The organism is Acinetobacter thutiue, from assembly GCF_030385805.1.
GTDB classification, from domain to species: Bacteria; Pseudomonadota; Gammaproteobacteria; order Pseudomonadales; family Moraxellaceae; genus Acinetobacter; species Acinetobacter corruptisaponis.
The window spans coordinates 448,279-467,380 of sequence record NZ_JAUDZE010000002.1 but is presented as its reverse complement, the minus strand read 5'-3'; the positions used below and the strand labels follow the sequence as shown (position 1 = coordinate 467,380).

The window sequence follows — 19,102 nt, the reverse complement described above, 5'->3', positions numbered from 1 at the left end:
TCTAAAAAATTTAAAAAATTATTTGAGATGAACACCTGCCTAAGCAAATGTTCACATCTCTAGTTATTTGTTTTCATTTCAAGTGAATGAATAAAGCTTATGGTGTAAGTGGATTCACTTTAATCACAAACTCTAATGTTGCACTTGCATTTGGTGCTAAAGGCGACTGTTCTGCTGAAACAGTACCTGTATAGCCATCAACATAACTTGCTGTGTTTTGTAATGTTGCGCTTGTTGCAAGTGGAGACACACCTGAGATTGCTTTCAAGGTAGTGTATGACGGCGTATTATCGCTAATCACCACATTCGTTACGGTTGCATTACCTTCATTGGTCGCAACAATACGGTATTTCACACATTCGCCTGGTTTGGCACTCACAGTGTTCTGTGTATAAGTTGCGCCTGTGCCTGTTGTACAATCAACCAAAGCCTGATCCTTAACCAAACGTACCTGACCTTCAGTCACTGTGGTTAAGTCAGTATTAGAGATACTTGCGTGTGCAATACCAGTCACAGTTGTTGGGTTAATGGTGAAGATAACTGAACTTGGTGTTCCAGGGGTTGCATTGCTTGGCGCTTGAACCTTGATGAGTAAGTTCACAGAAGCGTTACGTGCAATCGCGCCTGTTACCGCTGCCAAATCACTACCTGTAACTAGGGTATCACCTGCATCAATGTTACCGTCGTTATTCACATCGATAAACAAGCTGGTTACCCAACCATTACCAGATTGGTCATTGGTCAAGGTAAATGGCAAGCTGCCTGGTGTTGCACCTTCAGCAATGTTACCTGTGTTGGTTAAAGTGTGTTTATAAACAACAGTACCACCTGGTGCAACTTGGCCAATGCGGTCATTTTGCAGGCTTAACTTACGATCCGCCTGAACAGTAACCTTGTCCACCATCACATCACTTAGGTTTGTCGCTGGTGAAGATACCTTGAAGTAAACTTGTTGGTCACCTGCTGGTGCATTCGCAGGAGGCGTTACCACAGCAACAAGTTTAATGTTACTGCCACCATTAATATTACCAGTATTGGTTAATGGTGCGCCTGTTGGGTTACCACTACCATCAGCCACATAGAATTTAACATCCCAACCTGTTGGTAATGCATGTGCAGGATCAATACCTAGATTGAAGTTATCGCCTGTTACACCAGCATTATCAATTTGAAGTGGGAAATTCACAGCCTGATTTGGTTTGGTACTACGAACATCAATATCTAAGCCAGTATCCTTACCAGATGCGCCAGCCACTGAACCAGTAGTATCTGAAGCATCACCATTATGTAAGTCAACTGTTGCAGGCGTTACTTGGCTAATCACCAAATCTAACGTATCTGTCTTAGTTGCATCAGACTTAGGACTTGTGGTCAAAGTCGCCTTAATAGCCGTTGATGTTGAATAGTTTGCTGGTAGCGTTACCTTTGCAACAAGGTTGTATGTACCACCACTTGGGATAGAACCTGTTGAAACAAATGGCGTTACACCGTCAGCTTGATACAAGGTAACAATACTACCTGCTGGTAATGTGCCTTTATCAATCGCAACATCAAACTCTTCACTCACATTACCCGTGTTATGGATAACGATTGGCTCGCCACCTTGACCTGAAGTGCTAAATTCAGCAACTTCACCCTGCTTGATTGAAGCAATGACAATTTGGTTATCTTTTGCGGTTGCAGAGGTTTTCTCCGCATCTGCGTAGGCATCAGTTTGGCTATCATTGATTGTGCCTTTTTTGATGCTTAAGATATTTACGTCATTCGGGTTAGAAGGTGTATTTCCTTCTGGGCCTGATGGACCATCTGGGTCAACATTTGCAATGTTCGTGATCACGCCCGCTGGTGTATTTTGATCTACGCGAACCTTAAAGGTTAATGTACCTGTAGTGTTCGGTGCCAGAGTTGGAATCGTTAAGGTTACAGTACCTTTACCTGATCCTGGAGTGGTTTCAACAAACTTATAACCATCAGCATCAACACCATCAGTTTGTGTCACGCCAGCAAGTTTTGCAGAATTAGCAACATAAGTTAAACCAGCAGGTAACAAGTCCGTAACTGTAACATCAGTTGCTGTTGTGTTACCTGTGTTTTGGTAAACCAACTTATATTCAACTTCACGAGCGGTTGGACTAGCTTGGGTCGCATCAATTGCCGTTACGCTGGCAGATTTAATCACACTAATCACTGCACCGTTGGTAATTTTAACGGTGTCTGTATTTGTTGCTGTGAGTGTATTGTCTAAAGTACTTTGTGCAGTGATGGTTAATTTACCCAAATCACCAGCAGAAAGTGCAACACCACCTGCACGAGTTGTTGGAGTGGTTGCCTGAACAATTAAGTTCACCGACTCACCTGCTGCCAAGGTAACACTTGTTACAGGAGTCTGGCTATCAGGAACACCATCCTTATTGGCATCAAGATAAACTTTTAAATTACTGAAGTCATATTGGTCACCAGAGGTAACATCCGCCACATTTACCGTGAACGTATCACTACCGTTACCCGTGTTGGTTAAGGTGTGTGATAAAGAAACCTGGTTGTTCGCATTGGCATTTGCTGTTCGGTCAGCAATCAACGTGAAACTTGCAACTGGCAATACTGTGGTGGTCACAATATTTGAAGATACAGTTTTAGTGTTTCCTGTGCTATCAGTATAGCTTGCAGATGCAATGTTACTGATATTTGTACCAGCGGCTGGTGCAGCGGCATGTGCAGATGAAACGAAAGCAGCACTACCAGCGACCAATGCAATGGAAGCTGCTAGCTGTGTAAGTTGTAGACGATTTGACATTATTTTACCCCTTATACGTAAAATGCCAATTAATTACTTGTTTTTTCACTATTTACGCGTGTTTGAGCAGAAACCGTCACAGACTTTCCAGCTGGAAGTTCTGCAATGGTCCAACGCAATGCACGATAATCTTTCAGTGGTACATTCACCATTTGATTACCCTCTTTGCGTTTTAAAGGCATTGGGGCAAAATGTGTACCGTCGGTACTTGCTTCAGCATTCTCTGGCTGAGACTTCGCCAGAAATTGAGTTTCTACAGGTATCGGTAAAGTCGCGGCCAGATTCTTGATTTTCCCAGTGGTGTTATTGGTATAGGTTGCCCGATACTCAATCACATCATTTGGTTTTACCTTGGTCACCAGCTTTGAAGTTGATTTCCCATCAGTGCCTGCACTGATCAGGAAAGTTTTGAGTTCTACTGAAACGGGCTCTTTTGTCGTTTTAGCCTCGGCGAATACACTTCCAGCCAAAACAAGAACCGCAGTACCAAGCAAACATTTCTTGTACATATTGTTTAAATACGCCATTCAATTATTCCTAGTCTTCTTTTTTATTTTTTGAACAGTAAGCTTTTTTACCATTCAAAAAACCGTTACTCATTTTTACAAAAGTATATCAACAATCAACAAATTTGTTTGAATTATTTCACACTTTTACAAAAAAATATTCTATTACTTCAAACTAAAGCAACTTCCATACCATTTTTTTCACCACAATATCTCTGCATATTTTTTGACCTAATTTTTAATCAGACTTTCTGCTTATTGAATCACACAGAACCTTAGAGTTCCTGTTGCTGATGGTTTTAGCAAACCTGTTAGCGACCATTCAAGAACTTCTCCAGAATGTGTTGCATTACAAGTATTTCCACTCGGTGTTACCCTGCAGCTCACATCACCAAAATTAGTACCAGTTGGTAAACTATCTTTCACCTTGACATTCTGTAGGTTCTTCACACTATTGTTTTTATAGGTGATCTCATACTCTAAATTTTGTTGTTTTGTGGCCTGGTTATTTACTAAAAAGCCTAAAGAATCAGATGGAGTTGACGAACAACTGGTCACTGCGCGTACTTTTTTTGTCAATGTCAACCCTGCACTGCCAATAAGTGTCACGTCTTGACGTTGTTGGGTCTGCCTGGAAATGTTAAGTGAACTGACCTGATAGCTTGCCTGTAACGTTCCAATATGCTGGGCACCAGCAAAAATATTGGTGGGTGAAAGTACTCGTTGAACAAGACAGATATCGGTATTGGGTTGTAATAAAACAGTACCAGATGGCGTTGGATCAAATACTGTCTCACCAGCATCAACAGCACCATTACAGTTGCTGTCTCGGTAAACCAGTGCCTGCCAAGGCTGATCATTATTTGAGTTTGAAGAACTTCGGATAAGTTGAGTTAGTTGTACAGGTGCTTGTGTAGTCAAGCGATGTGGATAATCGGTGACTTCACCTACCGTAATAGTATGTTGTCCATCTTCTGTTAAAACCACATTGAGATTGGCATCACCAAAATTATTGTTTGGATAACTTGTGGCTGTGGTTTTTGGCACCGTAATCGTATCCGTATTGCGACTGTACGTTCCTGTTGGACTTACCCCGCTAACTGAGGTGTATTCAGGTAAATTGGTTTGTACAATACAGAATGGGTTACTTAGAACACTTTTCTCAACTTTAAAACGATAATCCCCATTGTCATTGCTTATTGATACAACATTGAGATCAACACCTGAACAATTGGCAAGTTTAAGCGAACTGCCAGCAATGCCCTGCTCATTTGCATCAATGATTCCATTATAGGCATTTGCCACAATGTTGCTGACGCTACCACCATTATCATTAAAGACTTTGCCTGATATTAAAACTAAATCTTTACGGCTATTGGTTAAGGTACAAATAATTGCTGCATCGTTTGTATTAATCGTTAATTTATTGCCATTTAAAGGCGTAGTGTTGCCAGTACAGACGAGATTCCCCGCATACTCATTTTCATCGCCTTTGCTAAACGCCTCAATGATACTTCCTGTTGTTCCAAGCATGGCCAGCGGAACAATAATTGGTGTACCTGCTGTAGAGTTTGCTCCCGTGGCGTCCGCAACTGAGAGTCCTGTTGTTGCATTTGTGGTAAAGCCAACACTGTTCACGGTTGCACTATCACCAGCTAAGGCATTTTCCCATTTTTTGATTAAAGTGAGCGTAGTAAGTGTATTAGTTAGGGTACAAACAATATCTGCCCCTGCTGCAATTCCCGTTCTGGCTAAGGTGACTGTCCCATTTGTTTTATTAACAGTGACTGAACTTGCTCCTATACCCGTACATACAGCATCGGTCAACCGATATCCTGTCGGCATACCCGATTCAGTTAAGACGACATTTGTTAATGACAGACTCGGAGAAAAATATTGGGTTATGCCTGATGTTTCAGTTTCTGCAACTGTTGTCGTAATTGAATGGTTTAAGATTCCGCTATTTGCACTGGCAGTAAAATCAAATTTTCCAACCCCACCACGGCTAATTTTTTTAATTGTTAAACTTGGCGTACTATTAACAAATGTACAGGTAATATCTGCTCCACCAGTAATTAGTCGACCAGATGAAATGGTCAGCGTTGACCCGCTTAAATCACCAAACTCACCAATATTTCCTGTAATAAAACTATTGGCATCAGTACATTTCGCATCCTTTAATACATAACCCGTCAATAGAGTTGGCTCACTAATCGTCACATTTGAAAAGGTGTCATTCACCGTTAAAGCAGCAGAAGTACCTTTACCAATATTGGTGGAAGAACTTGAGGAGGTTGTTGCCACATTTGTCGATGTACTGGATAAATTACTGTTGACGAAAGCAAATGTGCCTGTACCACCACGTGACTCTTTTGCAATCTTGACAATTGGCACTTTAATATTGGAAAAATTGCAGTTTATATTTGGGTTATTGTTAATTTCAGTGGAGGTAAAGGAATAAGTTTTTGTACCCGTTCCTGATGTTGGTGCAGTGCCAACAAGTGCGCCAGACGTGCCATCAGTATTTCGAACACGGCAAGTTGCACCTAGTAATGACCAGCCAGCCATATTTGTTTCTGAAATGTTTACACTCCCTGATGACGAGGTGACTGCAAAAGGCTGACCAGAAAATATTGTTCCCCCATCAACCTGATATTGATCAATTGGTGTTTGTGTAACAACGGTCGCACTGGTTTTATTTGTGCCTGTTAAAGAAAAATCAAATGAACCTGTTCCACCAATACTTGCTTTACTTAGGTAAATCAAAGCCCTAGCAATTGTTGTCTGAACACTACTGCTATTATCAATAGGATAGATATCATTATATGGAGATGCATTGATTGTTGCGGTATTGGTGACAACGCCCGCACTAGAGGAATTAGTGGTTGCATTAATAACTATTGTACAGGTGGCATTTTTTGGTCCACTAAATTTACCTGTCACAGTCTTACTGGATATACTTGCACTACAAGTCGTTCCAGTGCCTGTTCTAGCTGGTGTGCCAACAAGAGTGACTACATTAAAGTTTGATGGAACTATATCCTGGAAATTCAGCTCACTGGTTGAACTAATTGCACGATCCCCTTTATTGGTAATCACCAACTGATATTGAACCGTATCCCCAGTACTAACCATCAAAGGTTCAGATTGAAAAGTTCCACTTGTACCCTTACGCTGAGTTTTTTCAATTTTTAAATCCACATCCTGAGTAGCATCGTCATCAATAATTGTATAGGTTGCCGTGCCATTACCTGATGCACCACACCCATTTGAAGACATCACATGATAAGCATTGCTTTGATTGATTGTGACGGTAAAAGTTTCATCAGGCTCAGGAACGGTATCACTGATAATCTCTACAGGGACATTCAGGATATAGGGTGTACCACTTCCATAGTTACCAGCGGGTATTGTGATGGTAAAAGTATTGGCCACCCCACCATTAATTTTATAGTCTGTACCTAGCTGTGCTGTACCATCAGTAACTGTAAAGGTCAGTGGAATGCCTGCTGGTGGCACAGTTCCAACCACAATGACCTGTACGGGCTGAACACCACCGCCATTTTCGGGTACAGAATAATTAGCAGATGTAAATTCAATAATCGGCTTAACTTCAATCTGGATACCATCTAAAAAATTCCCTGAAGTTCCTGAGCCTGAAGTAGACTGAAAACCAATGGTCGTTTGCCCTGTTGCACCTGTATAAATAAAGCTTCCACTATAGTCAGCCCATCGAGTTGTATTACCTACAGGTACAGTATTACTTTGCACAGGATTACATGTACCAGCACTACATGTCGTTACATTACCTGTTCCTGTTGTACCAGTCGCCACAGATACTACTGGTTGCGTACCTGCACGAAAATTCATGGTATCAGGATTGGTATTTCGTCCATTATGGCTAAATCTCCAATTGACTTGCTCGCCATTGACCAAACAAATATTTTGGGATATTTCTGAAATGTATTGGGCATTTAATTCAGCGAACTGCGTTCCTTCTTTAGCAACCATGTTGCCTGTGCCTCCCCCCCCAATACCCCGAGGTCCTGACCACAGTTCCATAACCTGTCCATTTCCACTTGGGACATACGTGCAAGAATCTACGGCCTCTTCCTGGTAATAGGGATGTGTGGTTAACCAACCAGGAACTTTAGTACTGTCAATGTAAACACGGCAGGCATTACCTGTATTTGCAATTTTAGGACTTTCAAAACTCAGGTTAATAAAACTACGCTGATATGCAGCCTGAGCAATACTGATGCTACTGACCAGTGAAAAAAACAAAATCAAAAGTTTTAGAACAGCATGATTAGCCAGTTTCATCATCTTGAATTTTTCCATTGAATTACTGCCCCACATAGCGCACCCCAAAACTGAATTCGTAACTTTGACCACCAACCACACTATTTAATGTTCCTGTCAGCTCACCTGCATTATTTAAAGCAGGGGCTGTCGTGCCACTACATGCTGTACAGGTTGGAACTTTCGATAACACCGTATAAGCAGGTGTCATATCCCTAAAGGTAAATACATTATTGATTGTGGGACCTGAATTATTTAAGGTTACTTTGTAGAGGACGCACTGTCCCTGACCATTGCCCTGCTTGCCAATATTTAGCTTATTTAAACTATAAGCTTCGTCAGCAGTGCCATCACAATTGAAATCACGTGCCTGCAATTTGGTTAAACTTAACTGTGACTTATTCACGGTGGTCACATCCTTAACAGATGCTACAATTTGATTCGCTGAGTCTTTTAAATTCACAATGGTTGTGTTGGATTGGGTAACATTATTTGAAGCAGTATTATTCACCTGAACAAACAACCTGACCTGTGACTGTGATGCCAATCCACCACTCGGTAAATCTGATAAATGATTAATTAAGGTATCACCACCATCAAACTGTCCATTATTATTGGCGTCATAATAAAGTTTGGCATTAAATTCAGACTGATCATTGCTTAGAACAAAATCATAACTGCCAGAAAAAGCTGTATCACTATGATTGACCAATAGATGGCTATATACCACAGTGCCTAATGGTGCGACCTGACCATATAAATCTGGCATAAATTCCAATTGAGGCTTGGAGTTTACACTTTGAATGGTTATGGCATCTTTAATAATGTCCTGAGCAGGGTTACCTGTAGCGACAAAGCTGGTTGAGATGACGCGGAAATAAATCGGTACAGTAATGTCATTATTAACTTTATCGACCTCAACAACCGCACAGACCAGTTGGGTTTCCCCATCATTTAAATAAATCGTCTTACCATTTTCATTACCCAACCCACTACAGTTTGTACCATTTGTGGATGCATAAAAACGCACACGGTTTACGCCTGCGGGCAAAGTCAGGCTAGAAAAATCACTGCTGGCATTTGCACTGAGCAAATACTCTGTTCCAACACCTGTATGTTTCACTCTTAATGGAAAAATTGCCTGTCCACCAGTCACAGGGTTATTACTGGATTTTACTGTTAAGGTTTTCCAAGCAGCACCATTATTATCAACCACACCATTACCCTGCCCCGTATTATCCGCATTGGTTAAATCTACTAGTTGTGAAACAAGAGTAAGGGTCAAAGTACCCTGATCTTTAATTGTACTGGTTTTACTACCGTCACTCACAGACTGTGCTTGTGGTGTAACTTCAAAAACTGTATTTGTGGTTACCGCATAACTACTTGGGAAACGGACTTTTACCACAACAGGGATATTGGTATTGGCTGCCAATGAGCCTGTGTCGGGAATACCATCACCATTGCTATCCAATAACGGAGTCACACCATCCGCACGATACAACTCAATTTGACTGCCTGCTGGAAATGTACTGCCAGTTAAAGTGAGGTTAAAACGGTCTGTGGTATTCCCCGTATTCCAGACATAGTTGGTAAATTTAAGTTCACCGCCCTGTGATACCGCACTGGCAGTAATGGTATTAGTATTATCATTGACATTGCTTGCACTGCCATTCATTTTGACAGCATAGACTGGAGCAACATTTACAATTGCAGTATTTGTTTTGTCGGTCGTTGTTCCTGTCACATTGACAAAATTCTCAATCTTTCCTGCAATACTTTTATTAATTTTTACCTTAAATTCAATATAACCAATCGAATTTGCAGGAATACTGGTCAATACAGCAGTCACAACATTAGAACTTACATAATAATTAATACCAGTAGGATCATTTGCTCCTGTTGCAGGGTTGACGGTTGTGCCATTCCAGTTTTCACCACTATTGGACTGATACGTTAAGGTCGAATCCAGAGTATCCGTTAAAGTGATATTACCTGTAGCAACATTACTTGGATTTTGATAATCCAAACGTATTGTGACAATGTCTCCATTTGCAGCAGTGGTTTGGGAGAATTTTTTACGTACCATCAACGCGGATTGATCAGTTACAGTTGCCTTATCGACATTGCTGTTTGTTCCAGTTGCACCATTTATTGATGTCACAGCTAAAGTCAAGTTTGCAACTTTTCCTGTGGTAATCGTATTTGGTATGGTTGCCGCAACAACCAGTCCAACTGACTGACCTGCACCCAATGTATAACCTGTGATTGGCGATCCATCTGGGACACCATCATTATTGGCATCCAGATAAACCGTCAGGCTACTATTCACAAAATCAAAATCATCACCAGTGAGATTATTGCTTACAGCGAAAGTATATTGATCTGTATCGTTACTGGTATTGGTTAAGATATGGTTAAAATAAACAGTCTGTCCTGCCACTACTGTTTTGTTATTGGCTGCCACCAAATTTAATGAATACACAGGCAAAATCGTGGTTTGAACAAGATTTGAACGTGCCACCTGTACAACAGTTGAACCCTCTTCACTATATTCACCGACTGCCATGTTACTGATGATCGAGTTGGTTGCAGCCCAGGCCGATTGCTGGACCATCAACACGCACAGCAAGGTCAAGACCCAATTAAACAGTTTTGGGCGGTTATTATTTAATGTATTGATCATCTTCATGCTCTAATATCCGCTCTGTTTATGGGCTTACCCGAATAGAAAAGTACATGGCAGCCTGATCCTGTGGCGCAAGGGTGCCAACATTTCCTGAAATCTGCCCCGCATTGACTGCAACTGAACCCTGACTAATTGACGGTGGTAAACCAACACGCAATTGACTGTAAACAGGTACAACGTCATTGATCACGACATTACTGGCCGAGGTTATTCCCTCATTTTTAATGGTTAAACGGTAAGTCACACATTGATTTGGTTTTATCTGAAGCGGTGTACTTCCGTAAGTTGCATTGGTTACCGTAGCCAAAGTTAAGGCACAATTTTCATCCTTGGTCTGCTCTTTGGTCAAACGTAACTGGGTTGGATCTACCGTGGTCAAGTCAGTGTTTTGTAAATCAGCCAAAGCCAAACCCTGAATAACATTGTTTGTTTTTACAATAATATTGGCTGCACTGGACATACCATTGGTTGCGGTTGTCGGTGCCTGAACTTTTAAGAGAAGTTGAATTGAAGCTTGCGGCGCTAAACCACCCGTAACCGTAGATAAGTCATTAATGAGTGGATCAGTTGCATCAATCACACCATTGTTATTGGCATCATAGTACAACGTATAAATAAAATTATCGGCTGGTTTCTGCGATACAACACTTAGGCTAACCTGACCCGTGGCACTCCCCTCAACAATCGTACCCATGTTTTTCAAAGTATGCAGATAAACAACTGTTCCACCAACATTCACTCGTCCCTGTTGATCATTTGCCAATGTCATTTGTCGTTGAATAAGATCGACTTGATCTTTAATGCTATCTGCCTGAGCATTCATTGGAGATTTTATCGCAAACCAAATTGGCAAATTGGTCAAGTTGGTATTAGGTGGAACAGTGACTACCGCACAATATTGTTTGATTGCACCAGCAGCAACAACCCCTGTATTGCTAATTTCACTTGTTAATGTCTGGCAACTATCATTGGTATCATAAAATTTTACGATCCATTGCGGAGGCAAATTGGTGCTGATGTTATTCACATCAATCTCATTGGCTGAAGCATATAAATTATAATTATTGGCGACACTATTATAATTCTTAACCATTAAGGGAAATACTGCATTTCCGCCCTTAATTGCAACTTGCTTGAATAGTGCCTGTCCACCAGCTGCTGTGACATTTCCTATGCCAGTTCCTGAACCATCATTATTGTACAAGTCACTAGAACCGACAGAATTAGTATTGGTTAGTTGATCACGAGTCGCATTCTTAATTGCTGTATCTGTGGTAGAAATTGCTGTGATGTCAAAATTCAAAGTCTCTGTAGTGACACAATTGGCAGGAAAATAAACACCAAGCACAATTTTTTTCGATGCGCCTGCTGCCATCGAACCTGTATCTACCACACCGTCAGCATTACTATCGGTGAGCAAAGTTTTTCCATCAGAGTGATATAAACGTGTTATCGCACAACTTGGCACATTTACACTTTTATCAATTGTAAGATTATAGCTATCTGTTGCCTGCCCCGTATTCCAGACATAATTTTCAAACTGAACTTCTTTGGCGGCGCCAGTAAATGTGTTTGCTTTGGTGAGCAAGTCATTCGTGCCTCCATCAGTATTTCCAGCAGAAGAGTTATTCAGTATCACCCCTAAGCTTTGCTCTACATTAAAAATAACGGTGTTGGTGTTGGTGTCTTTCAATAAAGTAGTTGTATTGTTTTTATACTGTTTATAGTTCGCAGTGTTATTGATCTTTTCCGCTGCATTCGGATTAACTTTCACCTTAAAGCTCACCGTGCCCTTGCTTAATGCGGCAATCCCTGTCAGTTTAAACTCCACCTCACCATTTACATATTTATAATTCATGACTGATTCAGCAGTACTTCCTGCTTCATTGTCATTATCTATATCTGTCAGTGTAGCCGTGCCATTACTCCAAATTGCAGTTCCTACCTGATATGCAACATTACTCGGCAAGGTATCATGCACCAGCAACTGACCTGATGCAGTCCCTGTATTGCTATAGGTAAATGTATAGGTAACTTCTGTGCCTGTTTTACCTGTACTGATATTTTGAGATTTTGTGACCTGAATGACCGCATCATCAACCACTTTTGCAACATCTGAGACAGTGGCAGACACATTACCTGGATCAAGTTGACTGGTTGAAGTGAAACTAAAGTTTGCCACATTACCTGCGACAACATTTTTAGGAATACTGCCAACTACCACCAAAGCAACTGACTCGTCTGCCTCTAAGTGCAAGATTGCATTATTGAGTAAATTATTATTGTCATCAGGTTCACCATTTTGATCCCGATCCACATAAACTGCGATATTTTCCAGATCAAATTGATCATTTGTGAGCTGTGTCAGAGCAACCTTATAGTTATCTGCGATATTTCCCGTATTGGTGAGTACATGAGGGAAATTGAGTTTACTGCCAATTGTACCAATATTTTGCTGATTGCTTTGTAGACTCAATGAGTAAATGGGCTGAACTGTCAGAATAACAGGGTTGGAGTTAATTGTTTGTAGGTTACCCTGCTCATCATAAAAATCACCACTCGCAATATTGGTGATACTGCTACCTGCCTTAGGCTGAGCAAAAGCAATAGAGCTACAAGAAAAGATAAATAAACCAAGAAAAGAGGTAAACGAAATTTGTGAGATAGCACTTTTCTTGAACCGACCTATCATATCCAACAACCCACTAAAAAAATAAAAAATTATATTGACGATTTTTCAACCAGAATACTACAAAAAACCAACTTTTAACAGAAAAATGTAAAATAATAGTTATTTTTATTAAAAATAATAAATTCAGCAACATTTATTTTCAAATCAGAGACTACAAGCACATTATTTATTATTAGATATGGAATCAAATAAAAATTTAGGAGAACCCTATCACAATAAAAGCAAATATTTTTATGTCTTTCAACACAAAAAAATGACCTAGACGAATACTGTCAGTTTTAAGCATAAAACAAACATTCACTGCATAAAAACGTCATATCAATCATTGGGAAGATTATTTAATTTCTCTGCTATATCAATTTTGACTTCAATAATTCCTAAAAATTCTAAATGGCTTGAATTCTATAATCAGTAAAATTTTTATGTGGGGGTAAGTTGAGGGATAAATCTACAGACAAAAAAATAAGCCCTTGTAAAAACAAGGGCTTATTTAAGTATTTGGCGGAAGCGGTGATAGTCACACTCACAATTCAAGCTACTGAAAAATAATAATAAATAAAACATACATACAGTTTTTTACTACTATTTTTACTGCTTTAAAATTCCACCAATTTGTTTGTTCAATCCTTGTTCATACACACTGAATGCTGTACATCAAGCATCACTATCATCATTAAAGGATACATTTTCAGACAGCTCATGTAATTTTGCCTGAATCAATTTTTTATCAGGCAACTGCAATTCGTATTGAGCTACCATTGTCGGTGACAAATGGCGTGATAGTGCATACTCTACCACATCTTCATCTTTATCCCGACATAACAGCACTCCTATACTTGGGTTCTCATGAGGTTTCCTCACATCACGATCCAGGGCTTCAAGATAGAAACTAAGCTGTCCCAAATGTTCAGGGCTAAATTTGGCAATCTTTAATTCAAACGCAACCAAAGCTGCTAAACCACGATGGAAGAATAATAGATCAATAAAAAAATCCTGATTGCCAACCTGTAAGCGATATTCTTCACCAACAAAAATAAAGTCTTTCCCTAACTCAAGAATAAACTGCTTCATATTTTTAATTAGAGCTTTTTGCAAATGACTTTCATCATGCTGCATGGGCAAGCCTAGAAATTCCAATACATAGTTATCTTTAAACGTATTGTTAATGCTTGGATGCAATTCTCTCAGCACTGCTGAGAGTTTTTGATTACCTAGCATGGTACGTTCAAAATGTGATGTACTGATCTGACGCTCTAGCTCTCGTGTTGAATATCGTTCTTTAATACATAGTTTTAAATAATATTCACGTTCTTCTACAGTCTTGCAGCGTGAAAAAATAATCGTGTTATGTGTCCAAGATAATTCTCTCACCAGTGGTGAGAGTTTTTCATTTCCTTGATATGTCTCAAAAAACTGTTTCATACGCCACAGATTTTTATCACTAAATCCTTTAAGTTCAGGGTCTTGTTGTGCTATGTATTGTGCCAAATCTGTAACGACTTTTTTCCCCCATCCTTGAGAGTTGACTTTATAACTAATAATCTGACCAATGTGCCAATACAGCTCGATAAGAGCTGTATTAATCTGGGCAAAAATCTTCTGACGTGACCGTTGAATGTGTTGTAAAACATCAGAAAAATCTTTTGGGTTATCTACATCAGTCACTTTATTCGCCTCATTACCCTCAATCATCAATTTTAATCCAACGACTCCATTTTTTTAATTCATTGGATACTAAAGTTTGCAGTTTATCTTGAGGTAATAAATAAGAGCTGGTACTCGCTCCCTCATAGGCTTACCCTCATCCTGCAAAGCAATTTCCATATCTAAATAATCTTTATCAGCACAAAGAATACGGCAATTTTGCCACAGGCTGTGGCAAACTTTCATCTTATTGATATTTTTTACAGAAATCTAACATCCTACTCAGGTTTCGTTCTAAAAACCTTTTAGGCTAATCATCCATGATGAGATAAAAGCATAGCATACGTTGAACCAAAGGATTTTTACTGTCGCTTAATTTACAACCAAAGCATCATTTTCAAAAACAGCCTGTAAGACTTGGTATAAATATTCCACAGCAATTACTTTTATAGAATCTATAGGCTGTTTGGGCTGATTCACTTTAGGTACCACTACAGTTTTAAATCCGTTCTTTTGTGCTTCCTTTATACGTTCCTGTGCATTGGGTACAGACCGAATCTCGCCAGACAAGCCTACTTCACCAAACACAGCCATATCGTGAGGTAAGGGTTGATTTTTCAAGCTGGATACACAAGCCAATAGCACGGCTAAATCTGACGCTGTTTCTGTAATTTTCAATCCACCCACAATATTGACATAGACATTATGTTCAAGAATATCCACGTTGGCTTGTTCTTTCATAATGGTCAACAGGAAAGTAAGGCGATTATGCTCCAGACCTAAAATAAGTTGTCTAGGTGTAGTTTTTGTTTCACTCACTAAAGCCTGTACTTCGACTAAAAATGGTCGTACACCATTTCGACTAACCATGACAACAGACCCTGCGACTGCTTCGCCATAACGATCCAAAAAAATCGTTGCTGGGTTTATAACTTCCCTCAGCCCCTGATCAGTCATCTCAAAAACACTTAATTCATTTACAGCCCCAAAGCGGTTTTTAACAGCTCTCATCATTCGATACTGTAAGTCACTTTGTCCCTCAAAATATAATACGCAATCAACCATGTGTTCCAATACACGAGGACCAGCCAATACACCATCTTTAGTCACATGACCAACTATAAGTAAAGATATCCCCCTTTGTTTTGCAAGTCGGGTTAAGATTGCAGCAGATTCTTTAATTTGTGATGTGCTGCCTGATGCAGCAGGAATAGCCTCCGTATATAAGGTTTGAATGGAATCCAAAATTACCATAGAGGTTTTTTGTTCTGATAATATTTCACAAATACGCTCTACCTTTGTTTCTGCCATGACATCTAATTTGTCCAGTGGTAGACCCAATCGTTTAGCTCGCATGGCAACTTGTGACAGTGACTCCTCTCCTGTGATATATAAAACCGATTGATTTTCTGCAATATGAGTAGCTGTTTGTAAAAGTAGGGTTGATTTGCCGATGCCAGGATCACCGCCAATTAATACCACTGATCCAGTGACCAGACCACCACCTAATACACGATCAAATTCTCCTATACCTGTTGAACACCTAAGTTCCTGACTCACCTTAACTGCATTTAATTTAATAATGTGATGTTTCTGCCCTGCATAGCCAGAATGACTTAAACCTGCCGTAGCCCGATGTTTAGCCTTTCGTTCAACTGTTGTTTTGCTGAAACTATTGTATGCTCCACATTGAAGACACTGTCCAACCCAAATATCCTCCTCCTTGCCACAATTATGACATACATAAACTGTAATTTGAGCCATCGTAAAACCTCTATTTTTCCATCATCAAAAGCACCATATCAAGCCAGATTATCAATCTCAAGCAAGGCAGTGAAATAAGGGGAATTGGTTGAGAATAAAGGGAAAAAATATTTTCACTTGACCTGTAGTTGAGTATTTTTCAATCTTTCTTTGAGTAAAGGCATGTATATCATGTTGAATGATTTTTCATCTAAAAAAACGACTAAACTACATTAGAAATACACCTAAAAATATTAGGTACAAAAATAAGTATCTCAATAACTTAGCAATAAACACAATGATAAAGAATGTGATAAATTTTTCCTTTAAAACCCCACTCATTAAAGTAATCGGGTCACCAATTACAGGAATCCAGCTTAATAACAATATTGGTGAACCATATTGCTGATATAGCTTTTGTGCTTGAGACAATTTGGTTTCTGATACAGGAAACCATTTCTTATCTTTGTATTGCTCAATTCGAGTACCCAACCACCAATTTACACATGAACCCAAGACATTTCCAAATGTTGCAACAGCAATCAATAAAACGACTGAATATTTTCCAGTGCTAATAAGACCTACGAGTACAGCTTCTGATTGAAGCGGTAGTAAAGTAGCAGCTCCAAAAGCACTGAGAAATAAACTTAAATAGCCAAGCATTATTTCAACCATTTTTGATGATATTCATCAATGATATATTCATGGACATGCTGCCCATTGATTTGGTGTTCTTTCAAATGCTCATGATCTGATGGTAAATTATCATGGGTATGGACTTTGGCTTCTTCATCTGTTTGTGACCATAATAACGTTGCCATTATTAATGCCAGTACAGCGATAATTGCCATTGGTATAAATGTAAATAATGTTCCAAAGGTTGTACTCAACCAGCCTACCAATGGATATGTGATTAACCAGCAAGCATGAGAAAACGCAAATTGTGCGGCAAATAAAGCTGTTCTATTTTCACTGGATGCTGATTTACGGATTAATCGCCCTGTTGGTGTTTGAGCCACTGAATAGCCCACACCCAAAATAAACCACAATGCCAACAACCAAGCATAGGAATGAATGAAATAGCCTGTGAATAATCCAATTGTCAGTATGGTTGTGCCTGTTAGCATCACTGTTCTATCATTAAATTTATCAAGAACTTTAGGCAATATAAATGCTAAAAGCATAGAGCCAAGACCAAATAGACCAAAAGCCCAAGTCGTTGCATGTTCGGTCAGTTTAAAGGTTGATTGGACCAGTACCACTGTATTGACGATAACGACAGCACTTGCCGAAGCAATCGCTAGATTTAAGGCAAGTAAGGCTTTCAATCGTGGAGTATTAAAATATATTTTCGCCCCCTGTTTGATTCGACTATATATACCTTTAAATTCAGGAATTTTTGCGACAGGTAGTTTTGCACTGACAACAAATAATGCCGAACCAATGAAGCCAATGACTGTACCCAAGAATAAATTGTTATAACTAATCACTGTCAGTAGCAAGCCTGCCAACATCGGGCTGATAATATTTTCTAAATCATAAGCTAGACGAGAGAGTGATAAGGCATTGGTATAATCTTTTTCATCAGGCAATACATCTGGAATCGTTGCCTGAAATGTAGGGGTAAATGCTGCTGATGCGGATTGTAGAATAAAAATTAACAGGTAAATCTGCCAGATTTGGGTTACAAATGGTAAGCAAAGTGCTGTTAATGCCCGAATAATATCCAATCCAACCAAAACCTTTTTTCGGGGTAATCGTTCTGCAAAAGCCGAAGCGACAGGTGCAACAGCAATATAAGCAATCATTTTAATTGCCAGTGCGATGCCGAGAACCTGTGCCGCTTTTTCTCCAGCCATATCATAGGCAAGTAAAGCCAATGCAATCGTAATTAAGCCAGTACCAATTAATGCAATCACTTGTGCAAGAAATAGATGTCTATATGTTGTGTTTTTTAATACTGTAAACATTTTATCGGCTCTCCTGATTCATCTGCTTTATCCATAGGACACTTAAGAGCATTGCCCTTAAATGTCCCTGAATAGATTAAAAAATCCGTTTCATTTCACTAAACTGCCCTTCAACTGTTAAAGTCACAGTTACAGTTTCTTCAGTACGATTTCGCCAGAACCAGCCATGTCTACCATCAAACGCCGCAGTTAAAGTACCTGACTGCTGTGTTTCATTACGCCCTTTAGCGTAGCCATGATAAAAATCTTTAGGGGCATTCACTGGGTCACCATGTGTATCAAAATTCAAACCACCACCTGATGTTTTCCAGTCGAAATTAACACTTGCACCTTTAGGCATTGCCAATTTCACTTCTGTTGCCTGACCAGCCTTGAGGTCAATCGAAATGGATTCTTTGGTCACGGCAGGCATCATTGTGGTTGGTTCACTTAAAGCCGTTGTATTGGCTTCTGTTTGTCCGAGAGCTTGAGTTGCCTCTGAAACACCCGTATCTTGTCCAGAAATATCAAACTCTTCTGCAAAACCACCTGTGTTTTCGCCTAATCCCTGTTCAGCCTCTTCAGCCAAAGACTGTTTAATTTCTCCCATCTCAACCAAACCGATGGCTTTTCCTATACCTGTTGGGTCGATACCGTATTCAGCAGGCATCACACATGTCACCAATACAACTACCGCACTAACGGCTGCGATTGCTGTTGATTTAATCAGCTTCTTGGAAGATGGAAGTTGAATGTCTTTTGGAATTTCAGTGTTGTACATAA

At 39.7% G+C, this 19,102-nt stretch carries 10 protein-coding genes; all 10 read right to left on the bottom strand.

What is annotated here, in order from left to right; genetic code table 11:
- Nucleotides 1-97: 97 nt before the first annotated feature.
- The gene (locus QTA56_RS08210) at nt 98-2,794 is read right to left on the bottom strand and encodes a beta strand repeat-containing protein (RefSeq protein ID WP_267980441.1); all 2,697 of its coding nucleotides are present in this window, start codon (nt 2,792-2,794) and stop codon (nt 98-100) included.
- Between the two features lie 29 nt (nt 2,795-2,823).
- A complete protein-coding gene (locus QTA56_RS08205; protein ID WP_267980440.1) occupies nt 2,824-3,321 on the bottom strand; it encodes a hypothetical protein in 498 nt (165 codons plus the stop codon).
- Between the two features lie 234 nt (nt 3,322-3,555).
- A complete protein-coding gene (locus QTA56_RS08200) occupies nt 3,556-7,659 on the bottom strand; it encodes a beta strand repeat-containing protein (RefSeq protein ID WP_267980439.1) in 4,104 nt (1,367 codons plus the stop codon).
- Complete coding sequence (locus QTA56_RS08195) at nt 7,646-10,294, bottom strand: hypothetical protein (RefSeq protein ID WP_267980437.1); 2,649 nt, start codon at nt 10,292-10,294, stop codon at nt 7,646-7,648. Before QTA56_RS08195 ends, QTA56_RS08200 begins: the two co-directional genes overlap by 14 nt.
- Before the next feature lie 19 nt (nt 10,295-10,313).
- Nucleotides 10,314-12,983 carry a COG1361 family protein gene (locus tag QTA56_RS08190; protein ID WP_267980435.1) on the bottom strand — a complete coding sequence of 890 codons (2,670 nt, stop codon included), beginning with the start codon at nt 12,981-12,983 and terminating at the stop codon, nt 10,314-10,316.
- A gap of 654 nt (nt 12,984-13,637) precedes the next feature.
- A complete protein-coding gene (locus QTA56_RS08185; RefSeq protein WP_118901335.1) occupies nt 13,638-14,675 on the bottom strand; it encodes a PDDEXK nuclease domain-containing protein in 1,038 nt (345 codons plus the stop codon).
- 324 nt (nt 14,676-14,999) lie between these two features.
- Entirely contained in the window at nt 15,000-16,391 is a 1,392-nt protein-coding gene (radA, locus tag QTA56_RS08180; RefSeq protein ID WP_267980433.1) for a DNA repair protein RadA, read from the bottom strand.
- A 207-nt stretch (nt 16,392-16,598) separates the two neighbouring features.
- Nucleotides 16,599-17,033, bottom strand: a complete 435-nt coding sequence (locus tag QTA56_RS08175; RefSeq protein WP_004677547.1) for a YqaA family protein — start codon at nt 17,031-17,033, stop codon at nt 16,599-16,601.
- Nucleotides 17,033-18,340 carry an MFS transporter gene (locus QTA56_RS08170; protein ID WP_267980430.1) on the bottom strand — a complete coding sequence of 436 codons (1,308 nt, stop codon included), beginning with the start codon at nt 18,338-18,340 and terminating at the stop codon, nt 17,033-17,035. Before QTA56_RS08170 ends, QTA56_RS08175 begins: the two co-directional genes overlap by 1 nt.
- Nucleotides 18,341-18,416: 76 nt before the next feature.
- Nucleotides 18,417-19,100, bottom strand: a complete 684-nt coding sequence (locus QTA56_RS08165) for a hypothetical protein (protein WP_046127801.1) — start codon at nt 19,098-19,100, stop codon at nt 18,417-18,419.
- Nucleotides 19,101-19,102 lie beyond the last annotated feature (2 nt).

Coding starts and splice junctions, on each gene's coding strand:
- QTA56_RS08210 (WP_267980441.1), bottom strand. CDS start 2,794: ATGTCAAATCGTCTACAACTTACACAGCTAGCAGCTTCCATTGCATTG.
- QTA56_RS08205 (WP_267980440.1), bottom strand. CDS start 3,321: ATGGCGTATTTAAACAATATGTACAAGAAATGTTTGCTTGGTACTGCG.
- QTA56_RS08200 (WP_267980439.1), bottom strand. CDS start 7,659: ATGTGGGGCAGTAATTCAATGGAAAAATTCAAGATGATGAAACTGGCT.
- QTA56_RS08195 (WP_267980437.1), bottom strand. CDS start 10,294: ATGAAGATGATCAATACATTAAATAATAACCGCCCAAAACTGTTTAAT.
- QTA56_RS08190 (WP_267980435.1), bottom strand. CDS start 12,983: ATGATAGGTCGGTTCAAGAAAAGTGCTATCTCACAAATTTCGTTTACC.
- QTA56_RS08185 (WP_118901335.1), bottom strand. CDS start 14,675: ATGATTGAGGGTAATGAGGCGAATAAAGTGACTGATGTAGATAACCCA.
- radA (WP_267980433.1), bottom strand. CDS start 16,391: ATGGCTCAAATTACAGTTTATGTATGTCATAATTGTGGCAAGGAGGAG.
- QTA56_RS08175 (WP_004677547.1), bottom strand. CDS start 17,033: ATGCTTGGCTATTTAAGTTTATTTCTCAGTGCTTTTGGAGCTGCTACT.
- QTA56_RS08170 (WP_267980430.1), bottom strand. CDS start 18,340: ATGTTTACAGTATTAAAAAACACAACATATAGACATCTATTTCTTGCA.
- QTA56_RS08165 (WP_046127801.1), bottom strand. CDS start 19,100: ATGTACAACACTGAAATTCCAAAAGACATTCAACTTCCATCTTCCAAG.